Source organism: Gordonia jacobaea, assembly GCF_001186365.1.
Taxonomy (GTDB): domain Bacteria; phylum Actinomycetota; class Actinomycetes; order Mycobacteriales; family Mycobacteriaceae; genus Gordonia; species Gordonia jacobaea.
In genome coordinates, this window is record NZ_LDTZ01000015.1 from 399,544 (window position 1) to 418,729 (window position 19,186).

Consider the following 19,186-nt stretch of genomic DNA (forward strand, 5'->3'; position numbering starts at 1 on the left):
GTCGCGCGCCTGTCACAGATCCGCGGGCGACGACAGCGTGCCTCGCACAGCCGTTGCCGCGGCAACGGCGGGTGACACGAGATGTGTACGGCCGCCCTTGCCTTGTCGCCCTTCGAAGTTGCGGTTCGACGTCGACGCGCAGCGCTCGCCGGGCGCGAGCTGATCTGGGTTCATTCCAAGACACATCGAGCATCCGGCCTGACGCCACTCCGCGCCTGCCGTGGTGAAGATCTCGCCGAGACCCTCCTCGTCGGCCTGCGCACGCACCCGCATCGAGCCCGGGACCACAAGCATCCGAACACCTTCGGCGACCGTCCGACCGTCGAGGATCTCGGCGACGGCACGCAGATCCTCGATCCGACCGTTCGTGCACGAGCCGACGAAGACGGTGTCGACGCTGATCTCGCGCAACGGGGTTCCCGGGGTGAGGTCCATGTACTCAAGAGCTTTCGACGCCGCGCCGGCCGCGTTCTCGTCGCCGAAGTCGGCCGGGTCCGGGACCGAAGCCGAGAGTGGCGCTCCCTGGCCGGGATTCGTACCCCACGTGACGAAGGGACTCAACGAAGCGCCATCGATGTGCACTTCCTCGTCGAATTCGGCGCCGTCATCGGTGCGCAATGACTTCCAATACTCGACGGCCGCATCCCAATCCGCCCCCTTCGGAGCATTCGGACGGCCCTTGAGGAATTCGAAGGTGGTCTCGTCGGGAGCAATCATGCCCGCACGCGCGCCCGCCTCGATCGACATGTTGCAGATTGTCATCCGCGCTTCCATCGAGAGATTCTCGATGGCGCTACCGCGATACTCGAGTACGTAGCCCTGTCCGCCGCCCGTACCGATTTTGGCGATAACGGCCAGGATCAGATCCTTACTCGTGACACCGGGCGGCAACTCGCCGTCGACCGTGATGGCCATCGTCCGAAATGGTCGCAACGACAGCGTCTGCGTCGCGAGTACGTGCTCGACCTCCGATGTCCCGATTCCCATTGCGAGCGCACCGAAGGCACCGTGGGTCGACGTGTGACTGTCACCGCAGACAACCGTCATTCCGGGCTGGGTCAGTCCCAGCTGAGGACCGACGACGTGAACGATGCCCTGTTCCTTGTCGCCCATGGGGTGCAGGCGGATACCGAACTCTTCACAGTTGCTTCGCAGGGTGTCGACCTGCGTGCGCGACACCGGGTCGGCGATGGGCAGGTTTGTGTCGACCGTCGGCACGTTGTGATCCTCGGTCGCGATCGTCAGGTCCGGCCGGTGGACGGGCCTGCCCGCGAGCCGCAGACCTTCGAATGCCTGCGGACTCGTGACCTCGTGAACGAGGTGGAGATCGATGAAGATCAGATCGGGGTCGTTGCCACCGTTCGCGTCTCCGCGTACGACGACGTGGTCGTCCCACACCTTCTCGGCGAGAGTACGAGGCTTACTTGCGCTGTTCGTCATCACTGCACTCATTCTGGCTGTAGCACTTGTGGTTTCGGGTGGGGTGCGGCGAGGGTCGGCGGGCTGTGCCGTCTCTCGCGTGCATCTCACGATGTGGACCGCTAGTATCGTCCTATGGGAAAGGATAGCGCACCGGAACCGCAGAGCGGAATCGGTGTCCTCGACAAGTCCGTGATCGTATTACGGGCCGTCGCGCAGGCTCCGGCCAACCTCACGGAGCTCTGCGAGCGCACCAACCTGCCAAGGGCAACGGCCCATCGGTTGGCAGTCGGCCTGGAGACGCATCGCCTGCTCGCACGCAACGCCGCCGGACGGTGGTACCCCGGGCCGGCCCTGGGCGAATTGGCGTCGAGCGCGCACGATCCCATCCAGGAGGCCGCACTCATGGTGCTCCCCCGACTGCGTGAGATCACCGGCGAATCCGTTCAGGTCTATCGCCGTGAAGGCTCCGAACGCGTCTGCATCGCGGCCATGGAACCGCCAACGGGACTGCGCGACACCGTACCTGTGGGCACCCGCTTCCCGATGAGCGCGGGCTCGGCGGCCAAGGTCCTGCTCGCCTGGGCCGAACCGTCGACTCAGCGGGCTCTTCTGCACGACAGCGTCTTCAGCGAACGTGCGCTCTACGAGATCCGCCGACGCGGCTGGGCGCAGAGCGCCGGCGAGCGAGCCGCGGGTGTCGCCAGCGTCTCGGCACCGCTGCGCGACGCCAACGGCGATGTGGTTGCGGCGATCTCGGTCTCCGGGCCGATCGATCGAATGGGCCGACGCCCGGGCGCGCGGTGGGCGGCCGATCTACTCGCCGCCGCCGAGGCCATCCAGAAACGGTTAGTGCCAACCGCGCGAGGCTGATTCGGTTAGCGTCTGGGCATGGGAACAAACCAACGTCAACAGATCGTCATGTCCGACGCCGAGATCACCGACTTCGTCGAACGCAGTCGCACAGCAACTCTCGCGACCCACGGCGCCGACGGCGGCATCCACCTCGTCGCCATGTGGTACGGCGTCATCGACGGCGAGATCTGGTTCGAGACAAAGGCCAAGTCACAGAAGGCGGTCAATCTCGGCCGCGACGCACGCTGTTCGGTCCTCATAGAGGACGGCGACACCTACGACACTCTGCGCGGCGTCGCATTTGAAGGACATGCGGAGATCTACGACGATCCCGACCATTGCCACCGCATCGGCGTGAGCGTCTGGGAGCGATACACCGGCCCCTACACCGACGAGATGAAGCCCTTCGTCGACCAGATGATGCACAAGCGCGTCGCTGTGCGGCTCGTCCCGGCGCGCGTTCGGTCCTGGGATCACCGGAAGCTGGGCCTCGACCCGATGCCGGTCGCCGGGTCGACGGCGGTCATCGACACCTCATCGACCTCACCAGCCTGACTGGCGCATTCTGATCGGCGCATTTCGATTGACGCTCTCGATGGTGCGCAATAAAAGGCGGCAACGAAAAAGTGCACCTCTCGGAGGAGAGGTGCACTTTTTGTTGTAGCCCCGACGGGATTCGAACCCGCGCTACCGCCTTGAGAGGGCGGCGTCCTAGGCCGCTAGACGACGGGGCCAAGACTCGATATTCAGTTGTAAAAGCCAGGGTTTGGTGTCCCGGCTTTCGCTGGGGTACCAGGACTCGAACCTAGAATGGCGGTACCAGAAACCGCTGTGTTGCCAATTACACCATACCCCAAAGGTCTCGTTCTCCGTGAGGAAAACAACCTGCGATAGCCTAGCAGAGGCCGACCGGGTTACTACAAATCGCCTGGTCAGACCCGCTAAATGGCCACCTGGCCCACCGCCGAGCGGAGCCGCGCGAGGCTCTTGTCGCGTCCGAGCAACTCCATCGACTCGAACAGCGGCGGGCTGATGTGCGATCCGGTGATCGCCACCCGCACGGGTCCGAATGCCTTTCGTGGTTTGAGCTCGAGTCCGTCGACCAGCGCCGTCGTCAGGGCTTCCTGGATGGCATCGGTATTCCACTCGGCAAGCGAGGACAGCGTCGAGATCGCGGCGTCGAGGACCGGCGCGGCGTCGGCGCCGAGGTTCTTTGCTGCCGACTTCTCGTCGATCGCGAACTCGTCATCGCTGACGTAGAGGAACGAGATGAGCGGCCATGCCTCACCGAGAACCTGGATGCGGGTCTGTACCAGTTCTGCGATCGTGGCGAACTGCTCGTCGTCGATCGGATCGGTGAACAATCCCTGGGTGACCAGGTATGCCTTGAGCCTCGCCGCGAAGTCGTCGAGTGCGAGCATGCGGATGTGCTCGGCGTTGATCGCGTCGGCCTTCTTCTGATCGAAGCGTGCCGGGTTGGAGTTCACGTCGCGGACGTCGAATTTGTCGATCATCTGGTCGAGCGTGAACACGTCGGTCTCGTGGGAGTAGCCCCACCCGAGCAGGGCGAGGTAGTTGAGCAGACCCTCCGGGAGGAACCCGCGGTCGCGATGGTGGAAGAGGTTCGACTGCGGGTCGCGCTTGGAGAGCTTCTTGTTGCCCTCCCCCATCACGAATGGCAGATGTCCGAATTCCGGGACGCGCTCGGCGACTCCGATCCGGATGAGCGCCTCATACAGCGCGATCTGGCGGGGCGTCGACGAGAAGAGGTCTTCACCGCGCAGCACGTGGGTGATCTTCATCATCGCGTCGTCGACGGGATTGACGAGCGTGTAGAGCGGGTCGCCGTTGGCGCGGGTGAGTGCGAAGTCGGGAACGGTGCCGGCCTTGATGGTCGTCGGCCCGCGTACGAGATCGTTCCAGGTGATGTCGTCGTCGGGCATCGGAAGGCGGACAACGGCTTTGCGTCCCGCTGCGCGATAGGCCTCACGCTGTTCGTCGGTGAGGTCGCGGTCGAAGTTGTCGTAACCGAGCTTGGGGTCACGCCCTGCCGCGCGGTGACGTGCCTCGACCTCCTCGGGCGTCGAGAACGCCTCGTAGGCCTCACCCGCGTCGAGGAGTTGCTTGACGACGTCCTTGTGGATGCCGCGACGCTCCGACTGTCGATAAGGCGCGTACGGGCCCCCGACCTCCGGGCCCTCGTCCCAGTCGAGCCCGAGCCAGCGGAGGGACTCGAGGATGGCGTCGTAGGATTCCTGGCTGTCGCGCGCGGCGTCGGTGTCTTCGATCCGGAAGACGAAGGTGCCCTTGTCATGACGCGCCTGGGCGAAGTTGAACAGCGCGGTCCGCACCATTCCGACGTGCGGTGTGCCCGTCGGCGACGGACAGAAACGGACACGGACTCCCTGCGCGCTGCTCATGGAGGTCAGCGTATCGAATGGGTACCGACCGCCGACCGCCTGCTCAGTCGCGGTGGCGACCGAGGAAGTCGACCAGCAGTCGATTCACCTCGGCCGGCTGCTCGAGATATCCGAAATGCCCGGCCTTCTCGACCTGCGCATACTCCGCTGTCGGGATCGCGTCGGCCACTTCACGAGCGAGCTCGACAGGAAGCCGTCTGTCGTCGCTGAATCCGACGACCAGCGACGGGACGGCGATGCGTCGGTACGCGTCGAGTCGGTTGGGCTCGTTCGTGTGGATTCCCAGTTGCGCACGCATGCCGGGCGTCATCTTCTGCTGCGAGAACATCATGACGTCGAGCCAGTCGCGGGTCGTGCGATCGTCGGCGAGTGTGTGCGCCGAGAGATTCAACTCGGCAGTGATCGCTGCCTCGTACTCGGGCGGCAGCTCGACCCCGTTGTCGTAGAGCGCACGCTCGCCCACCGAGAAGGTCTCCTGCAGAACGGTGGTGCGCCCATAGGTCGCCATCATCACCGCGCCGCGGACGAGATCCGGTCGCGCAAGCGCAAGCTCCTGCGTGATCCGTGCGCCGAGAGAGGTTCCGACGACGAATGCCGGTGCAATGCCGAGCGATTCGATCAGGCTCGCGGTGTCGGCGACCATGTCGTCGAGAGTGAAGCCGTCGGCACACTCCGACGATGGCGCGATCCCGCGGTTGTCGAATGTGACGACCTCGTACCCCGCTTTCACAAGCGCGGGAACCTGATTGGCCTTCCACACCCGCCCGGGGCTGCCGCTGCCCATCACCATCACGACGGCGGGACCCGTCCCCGTGCGCTCGTAGGCGATCTCTATTTCGTTGACGTGTGCGACGCCCGATCCGCTCACGGCTTGTCGACCACCGGATTGCTCAAGGTGCCGATGCCCTCGACCGTGACCGAAACACGTTGTCCGGCAACCATCGGACCGATTCCCTCGGGAGTTCCGGTGAGTATCACGTCGCCCGGGAGCAGAGTCATCACGCGTGAGACCCATTCCACCAGTGCGCCGACGTCGTGAAGCATCAGCGACGTGCGACTGCGTTGACGTACCTCGCCGTCGAGCTCGGTGGTGATCGCAGCGTCGGACGGGTCGAACGTGGTCTCGATCCAGGGTCCGAGGGGGCAGAAGGTGTCGTAGCCCTTGGCGCGCGTCCATTGGCCGTCGATCTTCTGCTGATCGCGGGCGGTCACATCGTTGGCGACCGTGTAACCGAGGATCGCAGAAGCGGCGTCGGCAGCCTTCACGTCCTTGCACGGACGTCCGATCACGACGGCGAGTTCGCCCTCGAAGTCGACACGTTCCGACGACGGCGGACGCACGATGGGCACCTCGGGTCCAACGATGGAGGTGTTGGGTTTGAGGAAGATCACAGGACTCTCCGGCGCTTCCGAGCCCATTTCGGCGGCGTGTGCCGCGTAGTTCTTCCCGACGCAGATCACCTTGGACGCGAGGATCGGCGCCAGCAATCGGACGTCGACCAAAGGCCACGATCTGCCCGTGAACGTCGGTGTACCAAAGGGATGTTCGGCGATTTCCTTGGCGATCGAGGAGCCATCCGACTCTTCGATCGAGACGAAAGCCACACCATCAGGACTCGCAATTCGGCCAAGACGCATACCAAGAACACTAGCGCACGCATCGCGTCCACTCTGTGGGACGTGAAATTGAGCCGACGTCGCATCAGTCTTAGAATGTGAACATTGCATCTCATTATTTGAGAGTCGTTCGAGATGCGCGACGACGCCACCTGGCCACCGCTGCCAGGACACACCCGAGGGAGGTCCGCGATGACGACCACGTCCACCATCACCAACACCAGGCGCTGGACCATGCTCGCGTGCTCGCTCATCGCCGCGATGACGACTGCGGTTGTCGTGGGAGGTGTCGCCTACCTCATTCCCGCGCTGCACACCCAGCAGGGCATGTCGCTCGCCCAGGCCTCTGTGCTGGCCACGATCCCGACGATCGGCCTCATGATCGCGATCGTCGGCTGGGGCACGCTGCTCGATCGATACGGCGAGCGGACGATCCTGCTGATCTCGGTCTCCATCACTCTTGTCGGCACATCCGCTGCCGCGATTACCGCGGCCGCCCAGGCGTCGTACGTCGCGATCGCGGCCTGTCTGTTCATCGCCGGAGTGGGTTCTGGTGCGGCCAACGGCGCGAGCGGACGCATCGTCGTCGGATGGTTTCCTCCCGAATTGCGTGGCACGGCAATGGGAATTCGGCAGATGGCACAGCCGCTGGGGATCGGCGTCTGCGCACTGACGATGCCAGTGATCGCCGCACGACACTCCGTCGCGGCCGCGCTGGCGGTGCCCGCTGTCGTGACCGCAATCGGTTTGGCTGCCGTCGTGTTCGGTGTGATCGATCCGCCCACACCGTCGACAACCGGCGCCACCGCCTCAGCGCAACGTCGAAACCCCTACCGCGAGAGCTGGTTTCTGGCGCGGGTCCACGCGGTCAGCGTCTTGTTGGTGATCCCGCAGCAGATGCTGTGGACATTCGTACCGACCTGGCTGATCGTCGCGCGGCACTGGTCACCCGCCGCAGCGGGCATTTTGGTGACGATCACCCAGGTGATCGGCGCGTTGGGCAGGATCGCGGCCGGTCGCTGGTCGGATGCCTGGTTGTCACGGATGCGGCCGATTCGGCTGATAGCGCTCGGCGCGGCGGCGGCGATGGCGCTGCTCGCCGTCGCCGACTGGCTGCACACGCCGTTGGCGCCCGCATTGATGATGATTGCCTCGGTGATCACGGTCGCCGACAACGGTCTCGCATTCACCGCGATCGCCGAATATGCAGGGCCGCAGTGGAGTGGCCGCGGACTCGCTATCCAGAACACCGCCCAGTACCTGGCAACGGCGGCGACCACACCCCTCTTCGGACTTCTGATCGGCGCCGCAGGATTTCCGCTCGCCTTTCTCGTCAGCGCTGTCGCTCCCGCTGTGGCGACCCCACTCATCCCGAAAGACGCAGTGCCGCAGGAGGAGTTGGTCGCCTGACTGCGCGACACATTTCACCACCGGGTGAGACACTCATCGATGCGAGGATGCCTGCGCGAGACTCGCATTCACCAAACCTGCGGCCTGCTGCGCATCGGGAACGACGACGAGTTGACGGCTTCCGTCGGTTCGAGTGATCAACAGGGCCGAGCCTGACCGCAGGACGATCCCGCGTACCCCACGCAACCGCCCGTGCACACAGAGCCGCTCACCGTAACCGCCGAAGTCGCGCAACGCGTTGACCTGAGTGACCTCAGCACGCACGACGTCACTCATCGGGACGGTCATCCGGGGCCATCCGACAACGCCCCGCACGGCGATCCGCTCCCGATCAACAGTCACGCGGGCAGACCACAGGATCGCGCCGGCCAACGCGGCGATGACACCCGGCAGCAACAACCATGGCTCCCGCAGGAGCACCGCGAGCATGACAATCGACACCAGCACAAGGCCGAGGACGACCAGCGAACCCGCCGACGTCGATACCCGACGCTGCCACAAAAAGCGCTCTCCCACTGCGAGTTCGGCCATCGGTAGTTCGCCGACCGGCACAGGTGCTGCCTGCTGGGTCGGGCGCACCAGCGCAGCGGTGATCAGACCCACGACCAGTCCGATCACTCCCGCGACAGCGAGTTCGATTGCCGGAACACCGATCTCGTACACCGTGGCGGTACCGCGTTGGGAGCCAACGCTACCCACGATCCCGAGCACCATGAACACGGTCAGTCCGTTGACGAGTGCGAGCGCCAGTCGTAGCAGCCTACCGTCACGTATGAACCACCCCGCCGCACCTCCGAGAACCGCTCCGAGAACCGCAATCACCACCACGGAGGCGACGACGCCGATCACACTCATCGTGCCGTCGACTCCGTGTGAGTTCCAATGCGTAGCAATCTCTTTCGGCAGCTCCGCGCGCCAGATACGCAAGAGCACCAGCGCGACGGCGAGCACCGCGATCGACGGAAGCGTGCCCAACAGGACCGCTGCCACCCTCCCCGAACGGCGTTGAGACGACGGATGGTTCATGACATCCTCCTGGTGATTTCGACGTTCAGTTCCGCTGGCCCGACTCCGAAGCGGCGGGCCGCGTCGACGAGTCGGTCCAGCGCATCAGCGAGTTCGGCATTGCGCGGCGCATCGCTGGAGACCACAGCACCTCGGCCCCTGCGAAGCTCGACCAGTCCTTCGTCGCGCAATTCTTGGTAGGCGCGCAACACGGTGTGGATATTGACGTCGAGCGATGCAGCGAGGTCGCGAGCGGACGGAAGCCGCTCACCCTGGGCCAGCTCTCCCCGCGCGATGCCGCCACGTACCGACGCGGCGATCTGGGTGAAGATCGGCGCGCGATCTGCGGTATCGATGCGGATGAGCACGCCCCAATCATATAGTTCTAGTTCAAATAGAACAACTATCTTCGCCGCGTCGATCTGCCGCGCGCTGCGCTGCGCAGAAAGTTACGTCCCGTGGGTCGCTCGTATGTACCGGTACATGCGGATGTCCCGAGGGGCGCGGTTTTCTGCGGGTGAAAGTAGCGGGTGAGAGTATCTGCGCGGGTTGAGCCAGTGGCCACAAACGACTCGGGCCGGAACCCGAAGGTTCCGGCCCGAGAAGAGGACAGCTGACTAGAGACGATCCAGGATGCGCTTGCCGATCTCGCCGGTCGACAGCGTCGCGCCGTCGCGGTCGAGAAGATCGTCGGCGACGGCCTTTTCGACGCGGCGCGCCTCGTCGGCGTATCCGAGGTGATCAAGCAGGAGCGCCACCGACAGGATTGCCGCGGTCGGGTCGGCCTTCTGCTGGCCTGCGATGTCGGGGGCACTGCCGTGCACCGGCTCGAACATCGAGGGGTTGGTGCCCGTGGCGTCGATGTTGCCCGACGCCGCCAGGCCGATGCCGCCGCTGACCGCTGCCGCGATGTCGGTGATAATGTCGCCGAACAGGTTGTCGGTGACGATCACGTCGAACCGGCCCGGATCGGTCACGAGGTAGATCGTCGCGGCGTCGACGTGGCAGTAGTCGACGCTCACGTCGGGGTACTCCGCGGCGACGGCGTCGACGGTGCGACTCCACAACGATCCCGCGAACGTCAGCACGTTGGTCTTGTGGACCAGCGTCAGATGCTTACGACGGTTGGTCGCACGCTCGAAGGCGTTGCGCACCACTCGTTCCACCCCGTAGCGGGTGTTGACGCTGACCTCGGTCGCGACCTCGTGCGGGGTGTCGACGCGGATCGCTCCACCGTTTCCGGTGTACGGACCCTCCGTGCCCTCGCGGACCACGACGAAGTCGATGTCCGGGTCGCCCGCCAACGGCGAGGTCACCCCCGGGAAACGATGCGACGGCCGCAGATTGACGTGATGGTCGAGCGCGAACCGCATCTTGAGCAGCAGGCCGCGTTCGAGCACTCCCGAGGGCACCGACGGATCGCCGATGGCGCCGAGGAGGATCGCGTCGTGCTCACGTAGCGACGCCAGATCGTCGTCGGTGAGCAGTTCTCCGTTGCGGTGGTAGCGACGAGCACCGAGGTCGTACTCGGTGACCGCCACGTCGGGCACGAGCGTCGTCAAAACTCCGAGTGCCTCGGAGATGACCTCCGGGCCGATGCCATCTCCGGCGATGACCGCGAGTTTCATGACAGATCCACCTGCTCGATCAGAGTGGAGTCGACAGCGTTCGAGATCTCGGCGACCACGGCGTCGTCGACCTTGGTGCTCACGCGCAGCATCATGGTCGCGCCGCCGCCGTCGGCGTCCTGCGAGAGCGCCGCGGCGAGGATGTCGATACCCGCGTTTCCGAGCAGCGTGCCGATCTTGCCCAGCGAACCGGGCTGGTCGACGTAGCTGACGAGCAGGTTGAGGCCTTCGGCCCGCAGGTCGAAGTTGCGGCCGTTGATGTTGACGATCTTCTCGACCTGGCGCGGCTCTGTGATGGCACCCGAGACGTTCTGCACAGAGCCGTCGGCGTAGACGGCCTTGACGTCGACGACGCTGCGGTGGCTGGGACTCTCGGTGTTGGTGACGACCTCGCTGGTCACGCCACGCTCGGCAGCAACCGTGGGTGCGTTGACGAAGGTCACGGGCTCGTCGAGTGCGGCGGAGAAGAGTCCACGAAGGGCAGACAGCGCGAGGACGTCGACGTTGCTCGACGCGAGCTCACCGCGAACGTCGACGACGATCGACGACGGCAGTTCGCTGCTCAGGGCACCGATCAGGACGCCGAGCTTGCGCGACATCTCCAGCCACGGAGCGACCTCTTCGTCGACGGCTCCACCGGTGATGTTGACCGCGTCGGGAACGAAGTGACCTGCAAGCGCGAGACGCACGCTCTTGGCGACGTCGGTACCTGCGCGATCCTGCGCCTCACTGGTCGACGCACCGAGGTGCGGCGTGACGACGACCTGCGGCAGCTCGAACAGCGGCGAATCGGTGCACGGCTCGGTGGCGAAGACGTCGAGGCCCGCGGCACGCACCTGACCCGACGTGATCGCGTCGGCGAGAGCCTGCTCGTCGACGAGTCCACCGCGGGCGGCGTTGACGATGATCACGCCCTTCTTGGTGCGCGCGAGCTGGTCGGCGCCGATCAACCCGAGGGTCTCCGGCGTCTTCGGCAGGTGCACGGTGACGAAGTCTGCACGCTCGAGCAGTTCGTCGAGGCTGACCAATTCGATGCCCAGCTGCGCCGCACGCGCGGGCGAGACGTAGGGGTCGTAGGCGATGACGTGTGTCTCGAACGCGGCGAGACGCGCGGCGACGAGCTGGCCGATGCGACCGAGCCCCACGACGCCGACCGTCTTGTCGAAGATCTCGACGCCGTTGAACGACGAACGCTTCCAGGTGTGCTCACGCAGGGTCGCGTCGGCGGCCGGGATCTGACGTGCGGCCGAGAGCAGCAAGGAGACCGCGTGCTCGGCGGCGGTGTGGATGTTGGAGGTGGGGGCGTTGACAACCATCACGCCACGCGCGGTCGCGGCAGGTACGTCGACGTTGTCGAGACCCACGCCTGCGCGGGCGATGATCTTGAGGTTCTTGCCCGCCTCGAGCACCTCCTCGTCGACGGTGGTGGCGGACCGCACGAGGATTGCGTCCGCGTCGACCACTGCCTCGAGGAGCTTGGGACGGTCAGGGCCGTCGACCCACCGCACCTCGACGCCATCGCCGAGCGCTTCCACGGTCGAGGGGGCCAGTTTGTCGGCGATCAGGACGACCGGACTGCCAGCTGAGGTCACAGTGAATTCTCCGTAGATCGGTTACACAGGAATCGAGACGCCGAAGACGTGTCGACATGTCGAGGGACGTGATCGAAGCGCCAAGGACGTACGGGACTCAGCTTAGAGGGGCGTCCGAGGCGCCTGAACAGCCGGTCTGCGTCGTCGAAGCACTTACTCAGGAAACACCTGTACATTGTGATCGTCATTACGCGGCTGGCGATCGTCAACACGAGTCATCACGAGCAGGTTGCAAAGCAACCGCATCTGGATTCCATGTGCAGATCGTATTGGCCGCTGACCGTTACGGTGTGCATGACCCGCCGCTCAGGCGGGACCGGTGTTAACAAGAGTGGAGCATGTGAATGATGAGGAAGCTGACAGCGATGCTGGCTGTTCTCGCAGCGGTATTGCTTGCCGGCTGGGGGTCCGGTAGCGCCACTGCTGCCCCGGCAAAAATCTACCTCGGCGGCGGCTCGGGAATCCTGGTCCTCAAGGGAGGCAACAGCGCGGCCGCCTGCACCCTCACCACGATCGGCAACGCCAAGACCGGCGAGTTGATCGGTATCACCGCGGGCCACTGTGGCAAGCCGGGACAAAAGGTGGTCTCCGAGACGTTCCAGAGCCGCGGCCAGGCGGGCACCATCACCTATTCGGATCCCAAAGAAGACGTGGCGATCATCGAGTTCGACAGGAGCCGCGTCGTACCGCTGCGCACCGTGAACGGTGTGACGATCAACCGCATCGACCCCACGCCCCTCAGCTTCCCCACCATCGCGTGCAAGCAGGGTCGCACCACCGGCAACACCTGCGGCATCGCGTGGTTCTCCGACGGTGACGCTCACTTCTCACAGATCTGCGTCATCGAAGGCGATTCGGGCAGCCCCGTGGTTGTCGGCGACCGACTCGTCGGCATGGTCAACGCGTACTACTTCGTCGGCTGCATCGGACCGGAGACCGGAACGAACATCGGCCCCGTGCTCGATTACGTGAAATCGACCAGGTACAAGGGTTTCTCGCTGATCTGATCGACTGATCCCAGAACCGACGCAACACCCCGAGGCAAGCAATTTGCCTCGGGGTGTTGCGTTTTCGCGTGAACGACTTCAGGTCGACGCCGAGCGCCACCGGCACAACGACACCGGCCCGGCTCCCTGACGGGAACCGGGCCGGCGCTGAGTGCTTTGAATATCAGGCGGTTTCGGTGATCGGACGATCCACCCAGCTCATCAGGTCGCGCAGCTTCTTGCCGGTGACCTCGATCGGGTGCTCGGCGTTCTTCTTACGCAGATCCTCGAGCTCCTTGTTGCCGCCCTCGACGTTGGCGACGAGGCGCTTGACGAAGGTGCCGTCCTGGATGTCGGAGAGGATGGCGCGCATGCGGTCCTTGGTGTCGGCGTCGATGACGCGCGGGCCCGACAGGTAGCCACCGAACTCGGCGGTGTCGGACACCGAGTAGTTCATGCGGGCGATGCCACCTTCGTAGATCAGGTCGACGATGAGCTTGAGCTCGTGCAGCACCTCGAAGTAGGCCATCTCGGGTGCGTAGCCCGCCTCGACCATGACCTCGAAGCCGGTCTTGATCAGTTCCTCGGTGCCACCGCAGAGCACAGCCTGCTCACCGAAGAGATCGGTCTCGGTCTCTTCCTTGAAGGTCGTCTTGATGACACCGGCGCGGCCACCACCGATGGCCGAGGCGTACGACAGTGCGAGCGCCTGTCCCTCACCCTTGGGGTCCTGGTCGACGGCGATGAGGGCGGGAACGCCCTTGCCGTCGACGAACTGACGACGCACGAGGTGGCCGGGGCCCTTCGGGGCAACCATCGCGACGGTGACGTTCTCCGGAGCCTTGATCAGGCCGAAGTGGATGTTGAGGCCGTGGCCGAAGAACAGCGCGTCGCCGTCCTTGAGGTTCGGCTCGATGTCCTCGGTGAAGATCTTGGCCTGCGAGGTGTCGGGTGCGAGCAGCATGATGACGTCGGCCCACTCGGCGGCCTCGGCGTTCGACATGACCTTGAGGCCCTGCTCTTGCGCCTTCTCGCGCGACTTGGAGCCCTCACGCAGGCCGATCGCCACGTCGACGCCGGAGTCGCGCAGCGACAGCGAGTGCGCGTGGCCCTGGCTGCCGTAGCCGATCACAGCAACCTTGCGGCCCTGGATGATCGACAGATCGGCATCGTCGTCATAGAACAATTCGATCGCCACAGTTGGATTCCCTTCGATATCTACTTGTGCCCCAGTCGAAGTGGTCTCGAGGCGGGGGCTCGTATGTTGTCTTACGACAGGTTGTTTTCTTCAGAACGTCAGCGGTTGGCCGACATGCTCTTGGGTCCTCGACCCAGTGTGACCGCGCCGGACTGCGCGATCTCGCGGATGCCGTACGGATCGAGCATCCGCAGCAGGGCCTCCAGTTTCTCCGACGTTCCGGTCGCTTCGACGGTCAACGACTCGGGCGAGACGTCGATCACCTTGGCGCGGAACAGATTCACGACCTCGATGACCTCACTGCGCACCGAAGCGTCGGAGCGCACCTTGACCATCATCAGTTCGCGGGACACCGACGACGCCGGGTCCTGCTCGACGATCTTGATCACGTTGATCAGCTTGTTGAGCTGCTTGGTGACCTGCTCGAGTGGGAAGTCCTCGACGGAGACCATGATGGTCATTCGCGAGACACCCTTCATCTCGGTCGGGCCGACAGCAAGTGATTCGATGTTGAATCCGCGGCGCGAGAAGAGCGACGACACGCGTGCGAGGACACCGGGAAGGTCCTCGACCAGAACGCTCAGGGTATGAGTACTCACTTCCGACCCTCCTGGCCGAGATTGGTCTGCTGGTTGACGATTTCGTGGATGTCGGCGACGTCCTCCGCGGCCGACTCGTCGTCGTCGAAGAGCGGCCGGATGTCGCGTGCGGCCATGATCTCGTCGTTGCCGGTACCCGCTGCGACCATCGGCCAGACCTGGGCGTCGGCGCCGACGATGAAGTCGATGACGACCGGGCGGTCGTTGATCTCACGCGCCTGGGCGATCACGTCGTCGACGTCGGCTTCGTTCTCGACGCGGAATGCCGCGCAGCCCAACGCTTCCGCGAGCTTGACGAAGTCGGGGATGCGTCGCGAGTGGGTCGAGAGGTCGGTGTTGGAGTAGCGCTCCTCGTAGAAGAGCGTCTGCCACTGACGGACCATGCCGAGGTTGCCGTTGTTGATCAGTGCCACCTTGATCGGGATGCCCTCGATCGCGCAGGTGGCCAGCTCCTGGTTGGTCATCTGGAAGCAACCATCGCCGTCGATGGCCCACACCTCGGCGTCGGGATCGGCCATCTTGGCGCCCATCGCCGCGGGAACGGCGTAGCCCATCGTGCCGAGACCACCGGAGTTCAACCAGGTGCGCGGCTTCTCGTAGGAGATGAACTGTGCTGCCCACATCTGGTGCTGACCGACGCCCGCGCAGTACACGGCGTCGGGGCCCGCGAGCTGCCCGACGCGGGAGATGACGAACTCCGGCGACATCGAACCGTCGGCGGGACGGTCGTAGCTCACCGGGTAGGTGCGGCGGATGCGGTCGAGGTAGGTCCACCACTCGGTGAGATCCTGCGACGTGTCGCTGGTGGCACGCTCGTTGCGCAGCGTCTCGATCAGATCGGAGATGACCGCCTTGCAGTCGCCGACGATCGGGACATCGGCGACGCGGTTCTTGCCGATCTCGGCAGGATCGATGTCGGCGTGGATCACCTTCGCGTCGGGCGCGAACGACGCCAACTGTCCGGTGACGCGGTCGTCGAAGCGTGCGCCGAGAGTGATCAGCAGGTCGGAACGCTGCAGTGCCGCAACGGCTCCCACAGTGCCGTGCATGCCGGGCATGCCGAGGTGCTGCTGGTGCGAATCCGGGAAGGCACCGCGAGCCATCAGCGTGGTGACAACGGGGATGCCGGTCAGCTCGGCAAGCTCGAGCAACTCGGGCGACGCGTTGGCCTTGATCACACCGCCACCGACGTAGAGCACGGGGTGCTTCGCGGCGTTGATCAGTCGAGCTGCCTCACGAACCTGCTTGCCGTGCGGCTTGGTGACCGGACGGTAGCCGGGCAGATCGATCTGCGGCGGCCACGAGAAGGTGGTCTGCGCCTGCAGGATGTCCTTGGGGATGTCGACGAGAACCGCTCCGGGACGGCCACTCTCGGCGATGTGGAACGCCTCGGCCATGACCCGGGGGATGTCGACGGCATTGCTCACCAGGAAGTTGTGCTTGGTGACCGGCATCGTGATGCCGGAGATGTCGGCCTCCTGGAACGCGTCGGTACCGATCAGTGCCCGGCCGACCTGGCCGGTGATCGCCACGACGGGCACCGAGTCCATCTGCGCGTCGGCCAGCGGCGTGACGAGATTGGTCGCACCGGGACCCGACGTCGCCATCATGACACCGGCGCGGCCGGTGACCTGTGCGTAGCCGGTGGCAGCGTGACCAGCGCCCTGCTCGTGACGAACGAGAACGTGGCGCACCTTCTGCGAGTCCAGGAGGGGGTCGTAGACCGGCAGAACAGCGCCGCCCGGAATACCGAAAACCACCTCGACGCCGAGCTCTTCGAGTGATCGAACCACCGACTGCGCGCCGCTGACCCGCTCGGGTGCGACGGTGTTCTGCGGCACGGCGCGGAGCGTGCCCGCCGCCGGTGATTGTTCGCGCAGCACGTTGGCTGCGGTGCCATTACTCTTGGCTGCGGGCTCGGTTGTGGCATCGGCCCCGCTGGCGGCGCGTGCTGTTGGTGCGCTCACTGCACGGTCCTCACATCTTCTGTTCGGCGTCCTGCGACGGACTGGGATTCGATTGATTTGTGATTGCGCATGGAGATCGGTTCACCATGTCGTTGACAACAAAAAACCCCCGACAGCAAGGCTGTTCGAGGGTGGCGCGTCGATGCTTGTTGGGTCTACGAAGTGACCGATCAGGCGACGACGCGCCGGCCGATTACTACGAGAAGATCCTTGTGCATCACGTCGTTCACGGTAGGGCTGTGCACATCACTGAGTCAAACTACGGACACTTGAGTCCCACATCGTGGGAATGCACTGCATGGACGGGCCATCTCGCGAGGATGTCACAATGGGGTCGTGCCTTCGTCTGACCAGCCGACTTCCAGCGACCTCCCCGACGACGTTTCCCCGAGCGAGGACCTGTCTCGTGAGGATCACCTGTCCCACGAGGACTCATCGGCAGAGGACGCAGTCGAGTTGCCACAGGCATTCCGGGTACAGAAGCTGGCGTACTTCGCAGTGCCCGCGGCGTTCGTCGTGGCAATCATCCTTGCGGGCACGTCGCTGGTGTGGCTCGGCTGGACGCTGATCATCCCGATCCTGCTCGCCCTGTGGATCGGACGAATCCGGACCGTCGTCACCGAGGACGGGATCACCGCGGTCGGCACGTTCCGCACCAGGCACATCGCGTGGTCGGACATCGCGGGCCTGCAGTTCTCCAAGTGGGGACCCGTGCGCGCGGTGTTGTCCGACGGATCGAGGGTCCGGTTGCCCGCGCTGATGTTCCGCGACCTCCCGTTGCTGTCGGCGGCGAGTCGCGGCCGCATCCCCGATCCGTACGCCGCGGCCGCAGCAGCAGAATCCTGACATCACCAGCGCTGCTGGCCCGGCCGGATCCCGGCCTTCGCGTTAAGGTTCTTCAGGTGGCAAGCCCCACTGTTTCCGCCCACGACATCGACGACCTGATCAACGCGGGCGAGCTGGCCCAGACGTCTGAATACCTGGCCAGCCTCCCCCACCACGACGTTGCGGCCATTCTGGACAGACTCCCCCGCGAGCACAGTGGTATCGCCTTTCGACTACTGCCCAAGGACGTCGCCGTAGACGTCTTCGACGACCTCAGCCCGCGGTCGCAGCGTCACCTGATCGACGACCTCGGCACCACGGCGGTCGCCGAGGCGTTCGACAATCTCGATCCCGACGACCGCGCAGAACTACTCGATGAATTGCCCGCGGCCGTCGCCAAGACGTTGATCGCGGACCTGACGCCCGAAGAACGTGACGCGACCGGCGTCGTCCTCGGCTATCCGCGAGGTTCGGTCGGCAGGCGGATGAGCCCCGAAATAGTCCATGCCTACGTCGACGAACCGGTCGCCGCGGCTCTCGCACGCGTCAAGGAGCGCGGCTCCGAGGTCGAGACGATCTACACCATCCCGGTGATCAATCGCCATCGCGTCCTCGAGGGCGTGGTGAGCTTGCGCGATCTCCTGCTCGCCGAGCCCGAGACCCTCGTCGGCGACCTCATGCGCAAGCCCGTCGCGGCCAACGCCGACGACGACGCGGAGTCGACCGCACAGCGCTGCGTCGACCGCGGCATCCTCGCGATGCCGGTCGTCGACAGCGAGAACAGGGTCGTCGGGGTGCTGACCCTCGACGACGCAGTCGAGGTGATCGAGCAGGCCCGCGACGTCGACGAGGCACGTGCGGGCGCAAGCGAACCACTCGACGAGCCGTACCTGCTCGCCTCGGTCTTCTCCATCACGCGATCACGGATCGTGTGGCTCTTCGTCCTTGCCATTTCGGCGATACTCACGGTCAACGTGCTCGAGATCTTTGAGGCGACGCTCGACGAAATGGTGGCTCTTGCCCTGTTCATCCCCTTGCTGACCGGTATCGGCGGCAATACCGGTTCGCAAGCCGCAGTGACGGTCACCCGAGCCCTGGCCGTCAACGACGTCACACCTCGCGACGTCGTCCGGGTCGTCGGCAAGGAGTTCCGAGTCGGACTGACACTCGGCGTCAGCCTGGGGCTCGTCGGATTCGTGGTCGCGGGCCTGGTCTACGACTTCCGGATCGGCACGGTCATCGGCGTGACCATCGTGTCGATCTGCACCATGGCCGCGACGGTCGGCGGACTCATGCCGCTGATCGCCAAGTCGATCAAAGTTGACCCCGCGGTGTTCTCCACTCCGTTCATCTCGACCTTCTGCGACGCAACGGGCCTGCTGCTCTACTTCATGATCGCCAAATCGGTACTGGGTATCTGAACCGCTGCAGCTGAAGCGCTGGGCGGCCGGCACGACCGGGCCGTCGGCCGACATCTGTTTTGTTCCCGCACGTCAGCGGGGAGTACCGTTGATGAGCGAACCCGCTTCGCCACGCCCATCGGAGTGACGACGCGAGTTGGCTCAGCCCAGTCGAACCCGGTGCGGACCCGCCGAGGTGTCAGGCCAGACGAACGTTTCCGATCGCACACGAAGACGGTGAGCGAATATTCGCGTCTGGTGTGGC

General features: G+C 64.8%; 17 protein-coding genes and 2 tRNA genes. 6 read left to right on the forward strand and 13 right to left on the reverse strand.

All coding sequences use genetic code 11. The features are described 5' to 3' along the window. Positions 1-12: 12 nt before the first annotated feature. Positions 13-1,440 carry a 3-isopropylmalate dehydratase large subunit gene (gene leuC, locus ABW18_RS07765; RefSeq protein ID WP_049698614.1) on the reverse strand — a complete coding sequence of 476 codons (1,428 nt, stop codon included), beginning with the start codon at positions 1,438-1,440 and terminating at the stop codon, positions 13-15. Between the two features lie 114 nt (positions 1,441-1,554). Here leuC and ABW18_RS07770 point away from each other — a divergent pair, with 114 nt between their 5' ends. Both ABW18_RS07770 and ABW18_RS07775 read left to right on the forward strand, forming a co-directional pair. Continuing rightward, positions 1,555-2,292, forward strand: a complete 738-nt coding sequence (locus ABW18_RS07770) for an IclR family transcriptional regulator (RefSeq protein WP_049698386.1) — start codon at positions 1,555-1,557, stop codon at positions 2,290-2,292. Between the two features lie 18 nt (positions 2,293-2,310). Further along, positions 2,311-2,829: a pyridoxamine 5'-phosphate oxidase family protein gene (locus ABW18_RS07775; RefSeq protein WP_049698387.1), complete on the forward strand. Its 519-nt coding sequence runs from the start codon at positions 2,311-2,313 to the stop codon at positions 2,827-2,829. 106 nt (positions 2,830-2,935) lie between these two features. On the opposite strand, the gene ABW18_RS07780 is transcribed toward ABW18_RS07775, so the two are convergent. The 5 genes from ABW18_RS07780 to ABW18_RS07800 form a co-directional block, all read right to left on the reverse strand. Beyond that, positions 2,936-3,008, reverse strand: a tRNA-Glu gene (locus ABW18_RS07780). A 50-nt stretch (positions 3,009-3,058) separates the two neighbouring features. Next, positions 3,059-3,130 (reverse strand) — tRNA-Gln (locus tag ABW18_RS07785). Between the two features lie 85 nt (positions 3,131-3,215). Continuing rightward, a complete protein-coding gene (gene gltX, locus ABW18_RS07790) occupies positions 3,216-4,694 on the reverse strand; it encodes a glutamate--tRNA ligase (RefSeq protein ID WP_049698388.1) in 1,479 nt (492 codons plus the stop codon). A gap of 43 nt (positions 4,695-4,737) precedes the next feature. After that, on the reverse strand, positions 4,738-5,562 hold the full coding sequence (locus ABW18_RS07795) for an alpha/beta fold hydrolase (protein ID WP_049698389.1): 825 nt from the start codon (positions 5,560-5,562) through the stop codon (positions 4,738-4,740). Next, positions 5,559-6,332, reverse strand: coding sequence for a fumarylacetoacetate hydrolase family protein (locus tag ABW18_RS07800; RefSeq protein ID WP_049698390.1), 774 nt, complete (start codon positions 6,330-6,332; stop codon positions 5,559-5,561). Before ABW18_RS07800 ends, ABW18_RS07795 begins: the two co-directional genes overlap by 4 nt. A gap of 171 nt (positions 6,333-6,503) precedes the next feature. Here ABW18_RS07800 and ABW18_RS07805 point away from each other — a divergent pair, with 171 nt between their 5' ends. Beyond that, positions 6,504-7,721, forward strand: a complete 1,218-nt coding sequence (locus tag ABW18_RS07805) for an MFS transporter (protein WP_049698391.1) — start codon at positions 6,504-6,506, stop codon at positions 7,719-7,721. A gap of 33 nt (positions 7,722-7,754) precedes the next feature. Here the strand turns inward: ABW18_RS07805 and ABW18_RS07810 are convergent, their stop codons facing one another. From ABW18_RS07810 to serA, 4 genes are all read right to left on the reverse strand, one after another. Beyond that, positions 7,755-8,747, reverse strand: a complete 993-nt coding sequence (locus tag ABW18_RS07810; RefSeq protein WP_049698392.1) for a hypothetical protein — start codon at positions 8,745-8,747, stop codon at positions 7,755-7,757. After that, a complete protein-coding gene (locus ABW18_RS07815) occupies positions 8,744-9,094 on the reverse strand; it encodes a GntR family transcriptional regulator (RefSeq protein WP_049698393.1) in 351 nt (116 codons plus the stop codon). Before ABW18_RS07815 ends, ABW18_RS07810 begins: the two co-directional genes overlap by 4 nt. Positions 9,095-9,343: 249 nt before the next feature. After that, entirely contained in the window at positions 9,344-10,354 is a 1,011-nt protein-coding gene (locus ABW18_RS07820) for a 3-isopropylmalate dehydrogenase (RefSeq protein ID WP_049698394.1), read from the reverse strand. Continuing rightward, positions 10,351-11,946: a phosphoglycerate dehydrogenase gene (gene serA / locus ABW18_RS07825; RefSeq protein ID WP_049698395.1), complete on the reverse strand. Its 1,596-nt coding sequence runs from the start codon at positions 11,944-11,946 to the stop codon at positions 10,351-10,353. The genes ABW18_RS07820 and serA overlap by 4 nt, the downstream gene beginning before the upstream one ends. Before the next feature lie 344 nt (positions 11,947-12,290). Between serA and ABW18_RS07830 the strand changes: the two genes are divergently transcribed. Further along, positions 12,291-12,953, forward strand: a complete 663-nt coding sequence (locus ABW18_RS07830; protein ID WP_049698396.1) for a chymotrypsin family serine protease — start codon at positions 12,291-12,293, stop codon at positions 12,951-12,953. A gap of 163 nt (positions 12,954-13,116) precedes the next feature. On the opposite strand, the gene ilvC is transcribed toward ABW18_RS07830, so the two are convergent. The 3 genes from ilvC to ABW18_RS07845 form a co-directional block, all read right to left on the reverse strand. Continuing rightward, positions 13,117-14,130 (reverse strand): ketol-acid reductoisomerase, encoded by a 1,014-nt coding sequence (gene ilvC / locus ABW18_RS07835; protein WP_049698397.1) that lies wholly within the window; start codon positions 14,128-14,130, stop codon positions 13,117-13,119. A gap of 98 nt (positions 14,131-14,228) precedes the next feature. After that, on the reverse strand, positions 14,229-14,729 hold the full coding sequence (gene ilvN, locus ABW18_RS07840) for an acetolactate synthase small subunit (RefSeq protein WP_049698398.1): 501 nt from the start codon (positions 14,727-14,729) through the stop codon (positions 14,229-14,231). Continuing rightward, positions 14,726-16,696 (reverse strand): acetolactate synthase large subunit, encoded by a 1,971-nt coding sequence (locus tag ABW18_RS07845; protein ID WP_049698399.1) that lies wholly within the window; start codon positions 16,694-16,696, stop codon positions 14,726-14,728. The genes ilvN and ABW18_RS07845 overlap by 4 nt, the downstream gene beginning before the upstream one ends. A 399-nt stretch (positions 16,697-17,095) precedes the next feature. Here ABW18_RS07845 and ABW18_RS07850 point away from each other — a divergent pair, with 399 nt between their 5' ends. Together ABW18_RS07850 and mgtE are read left to right on the forward strand one after the other, a co-directional pair. Continuing rightward, positions 17,096-17,542 carry a PH domain-containing protein gene (locus ABW18_RS07850; protein ID WP_414652041.1) on the forward strand — a complete coding sequence of 149 codons (447 nt, stop codon included), beginning with the start codon at positions 17,096-17,098 and terminating at the stop codon, positions 17,540-17,542. Between the two features lie 56 nt (positions 17,543-17,598). Next, on the forward strand, positions 17,599-18,942 hold the full coding sequence (mgtE, locus tag ABW18_RS07855; protein WP_049698401.1) for a magnesium transporter: 1,344 nt from the start codon (positions 17,599-17,601) through the stop codon (positions 18,940-18,942). Positions 18,943-19,186: the final 244 nt, after the last annotated feature.